General features: G+C 35.8%; 4 protein-coding genes. 2 read left to right on the plus strand and 2 right to left on the minus strand.

Features of this window, described 5'->3' with window-relative positions; translation table 11 throughout:
* Positions 1–1,610, minus strand: a 1,610-nt coding sequence (locus tag WBN21_RS12820; protein ID WP_424200891.1) for a PIG-L family deacetylase, incomplete at its 3' end; no start/stop codon positions are given.
* Here WBN21_RS12820 and WBN21_RS12825 point away from each other — a divergent pair.
* Together WBN21_RS12825 and WBN21_RS12830 are read left to right on the plus strand one after the other, a co-directional pair.
* Positions 1,589–1,777 (plus strand): hypothetical protein, encoded by a 189-nt coding sequence (locus tag WBN21_RS12825; protein ID WP_424200893.1) that lies wholly within the window; start codon positions 1,589–1,591, stop codon positions 1,775–1,777. The two genes, WBN21_RS12820 and WBN21_RS12825, sit on opposite strands and share 22 nt — an antisense overlap.
* 305 nt (positions 1,778–2,082) lie before the next feature.
* Positions 2,083–3,150, plus strand: a complete 1,068-nt coding sequence (locus WBN21_RS12830) for a methyltransferase (protein ID WP_424200895.1) — start codon at positions 2,083–2,085, stop codon at positions 3,148–3,150.
* A gap of 385 nt (positions 3,151–3,535) precedes the next feature.
* On the opposite strand, the gene corA is transcribed toward WBN21_RS12830, so the two are convergent.
* On the minus strand, positions 3,536–4,128 hold a 593-nt coding region (corA, locus tag WBN21_RS12835), incomplete at its 5' end, for a magnesium/cobalt transporter CorA (RefSeq protein ID WP_424200897.1).

A 4,128-nucleotide genomic window follows, 5' to 3' on the forward strand; every position in this document is an offset into this window, starting at 1 on the left:
ACATCGCCTTCAAGATTATCACGTCCAGCCTTTACAACTACCGTAATATCACGTTGTTGGTCATTATTTAAGATGATCACTTTTTCTGTGATTTTTGCCGAAGCTTCTGGAATAATTTCAAACGGACTAAACAATTCAACTTTGTCTGGTTTTGAGTAGCGCTGAATAATAGGCTTTTTAAAGGTTATTGGTGTATTATTAATCAACAGGTTAAAATCGATATTTAAGGTTCTTGGTGTTTCAGGTTTTCCAATTAAATTGCCGTTTTCCACCTTATACATACCTAAAGTCCCTTTATCGTTTAGCCAATAAGGTGTTGTTGGTTCTGCATCACTAGGGATTTTTAAAACCTCTTTAAATTCGTAATCTATATTGTTTTCGAGTGTCATGCCTTTAGGGATATTTAATCCGCTGGCATTTTTCAAACTAACTAAAACGATGGGCAAGTTGCACCTGTTTAGTACTTCAATATCTAGTTTTATAATATTGTTTTGCGTTGCCCAATTGGTTTCAGCCGAAGCTTCTAAATACAAACCAGCGCACATTTCAATTATGGATTGTAGCGCTTTTGTTTTTTGAATGCGCCAATGGCTATCTTCAACTTTTTGTAAAAGTTGATAAGCCTCAACCAACTTTGAAACATGGGTTGAAGGATTTTGAAAATTGAAATTGCTTTCAATAGCATTTAGAATATCACCAACAGCTTTACCGCCTATTACACGGTTCCATGAGGTGTCAATGCCAGCAAAAATATTTTTGTCTCCGTTTAGCGGTTCACCTTTTAAAAACTCGATAAACTCTTCTTGTGTGCCACGTTGCGATAAACGCCCAAAACCTTGAGATAAATGTTGGCTCCGTGCTAAATCAGCCAATTCGTTATTGCTTTTACCTTTTAGGGGATAATAAGTACCAATATCAACGCTAAGCATGTTGCTTTTGTCAATTTTATCAAAGGCTTCTTGACTACCGTAGCGCCACCAACTGGTGTTATAAAATAAGCGTTTTGGTTGCCACAAGTCCGTCTGTTTTAGTTGCGTTGGAAAAGCGGCGTTGTCATTTGATAAATCGAAAGCTTCCAAACTTAGCATCGCAGAACTGGTGTGATGTCCGTGTGTTTCGCCCGCTCTTCGGTGGTCAAACCGGTTGATGATTACATCGGGTTTAAATTGTCTGATGGCTAAAACCACATCGCTTAAAACTTCGTCTTTGTTCCAAATTTCTAAGGTTTCTTCTGGGTGTTTGGAATAGCCAAAATCGTTTGCTCTGGTGAAAAATTGTTCGCCACCATCAATGCGCCTTGCAGCTAATAATTCTTGGGTTCTTATAACTCCTAAAAGTTCTCTTATTTCTGGACCAATTAAGTTTTGTCCGCCATCACCACGAGTTAATGATAAATATGCTGTTCTGGCTTTTTCGTGGTTGGATAGGTAGGCAATTAAGCGGGTGTTTTCATCGTCAGGATGTGCGGCAACATATAAAACCGAACCTAAAAAGTTTAGTTTTTGAATGGATTCGTAAATCTCTGATGCTGCAGGTGTTTTTGGTTTTTGTGCTTGTGTAAACGATATGGTGAAAATGCATATCAATAATGAAAGTAGTTGTTTTTGCATGGTTTTTTTGGCTAAAACTCAAATATAAAAAAGAAACCAACGCTTTGGCTGGTTTTAGTTTTTATTTAACGGTTGATATTATTAATTCTTACATAAACGGTGCAAATACCAGTAAAGCATTAATAAAGGTTTTAGAATATAAAAAAGCAGTTGATTTCTGTTTTTGATAATAAAAGATATTATAAGATTAATGGGTTTTAATACGCTATCTTTGATGGAGCATTATTTATTTGTCGCTATTAACTTAACCATTTCGTATTACTTCAGCGAATTATTGAGGCTTCATACCTAAAAATCTATGTTTCAATTTAAATAACATGGTTTTATAAAAAATGGAGGTTATCAGAACTTTAAATAAGAAGTCTTATGGCGTGCCCCCTTCGGGTCGGGCTTTGCACTACAATTCCTCGCACTTCTTTCCAGTCAGTCTGTGAGATTTCCGCTGCTATCACTCACGCAAAAAAAAGTAACTATGATATTAGATATAGAAGTTAACAAACCAGAACCATTTGTTTTTAAACAACCCTTACCGGTGTTTAATAGCAGTACCGATGTTAGGCAAGCCATAAAAAATTTAGAAGCAGGAAAACCGCTATTAATTACAGCATTTTATAGCAACGGCTTAACACTCCTAAAAGCAATAGATGTGCATCTTAAAAGCAAGATGCCAACCACCACTTTTCAAGAACAACGTGCTTATCGGGCGGCATATCATACACTATCTAACCTTATTTTAATTGAAATTACAGACCATCAATTAGCCGTAAAAAAAGCACCAGCTATTGGTTGGTTAAAAAAGCTTTATCCAGAAACTAGCAATTTTATATTAACGTTTGTACAAATACAAGGTTTAAACAGTTCATGGCAATGGTACACAAAAGGCATAGTATTGTCTGTATTGCGCAATAAATTACATCCTTATTACGGCACTTATTTCCCTACGCGGTACGATCATTTGGTGTTATTTGACCAATGGTTAACACGTTACCAAGGTCCTAAAAAATCAGCTATCGATGTTGGAATTGGCTGTGGCGTATTGGCGTTTCAAATGGTTAAACACGGCTTTCAAAAGGTTTTTGGAACCGATACCAACCCCAATGCTATTATTGGGTTAACTGAGTTTATGAAAGACACCAAACTGTCTAGAAAAATTGAATTGGATTTTGGGAATCTATTTGGTAAATGGGAAAAGCAAACCGAATTGATAGTATTCAATCCGCCGTGGTTGCCAATAGCGTCAGAAATACAAAATATTGATGAAGCTATGTATTATAACAAAAACCTATTTCCAGATTTTTTTGCTGAAGCCAAAAAACGTCTTTTGCCTAACGGAAAGTTGGTATTGTTATTCTCAAATATCGCGCAATTAACAGGTGTTACCAGAGAACATCCTATTGAAAAGGAATTAGCCGAAGGTGGGCGCTTTCAATTAGCTAACTATTATAAGAAAAACGTAAAAGCAGCTTCTGATAAAACCAAACGACAACAACCTTGGCGTGCTTCTGAAATTGTTGAGCTTTGGGAACTTATATGTAAATAAGATTTTATTATTTTTACTCGGTATGCAATTAGTTAAAAACTAGTGGGAGCAGGGTGGTTTAATGTTCCTCTGATAAAAAATCGTTTCAATATTTTTTATCAAGAGTTAAACTAAGTTATCTTTTTTTTTTTTTGAAAAAGCCAAGCTGTAATTAAGAATTATATTTTTCAGTTGAAACCTAGTTCCAATCTGGGTTAGGCATTGCAGAGAAAATCCTTTTTTGCTTTACGAAAGACCTTTATACTGCACTAAAGGTGACAAGCAAAAAAGATTGTAACGAAAAGCCCGACGACGACCTTAGGAGGCGTAACGCCCAAATTCTTGATGTTATTCTGATAAGAAGTATGGTATTTACTCGAATTGACATGATTAAATTAAGTAAGTTTTACAACCACTTTTTGCGCTTAAAATAGATGAGCATGCCTATAAATAAAGCTATCATGACGCCCCAAAGGATGAAGTAGGAGTATTTATATTTTAGCTCGGGAATGTACTCGAAATTCATACCATAAATTCCTGCAATGAAGGTTAGCGGGATAAAAATGGATGCCATAATGGTTAGGACTTTCATGACTTCGTTCATTTTATTGCTAATGGTGGTCATGTACATATCCATTAAACTCCAAATCATTTCGCGATAGATATCGATGTTTTCTGATACTTGAATTAAGTGGTCGTAAATATCGCGATAATAGGTAATTGTTTTTGGGTGGATAAGCGCGCCTTCGTTTTTTTCGATGCGATTAATGACTTCGCGAAGTGGAAAAATGGCACGACGCACCCTTAATATTTCGCGCTTTAGGTTTTGTATTTTTTGACTAATATCTTTATCGACATTGCCTGCAAAAATAGCGGTTTCAAAATCTTCAATTTTATCGCCCAAAACTTCAATAACGCTGAAATAATGGTCGACAATAGCATCCAATAAAACATAGAGTAAATAATCGGCTTGCATACTGCGAACACGCCCTTTATTTT

The sequence above is a fragment of the Algibacter sp. genome (assembly GCF_049667265.1).
In the GTDB taxonomy this organism is placed as follows: Bacteria; Bacteroidota; Bacteroidia; order Flavobacteriales; family Flavobacteriaceae; genus Algibacter_B.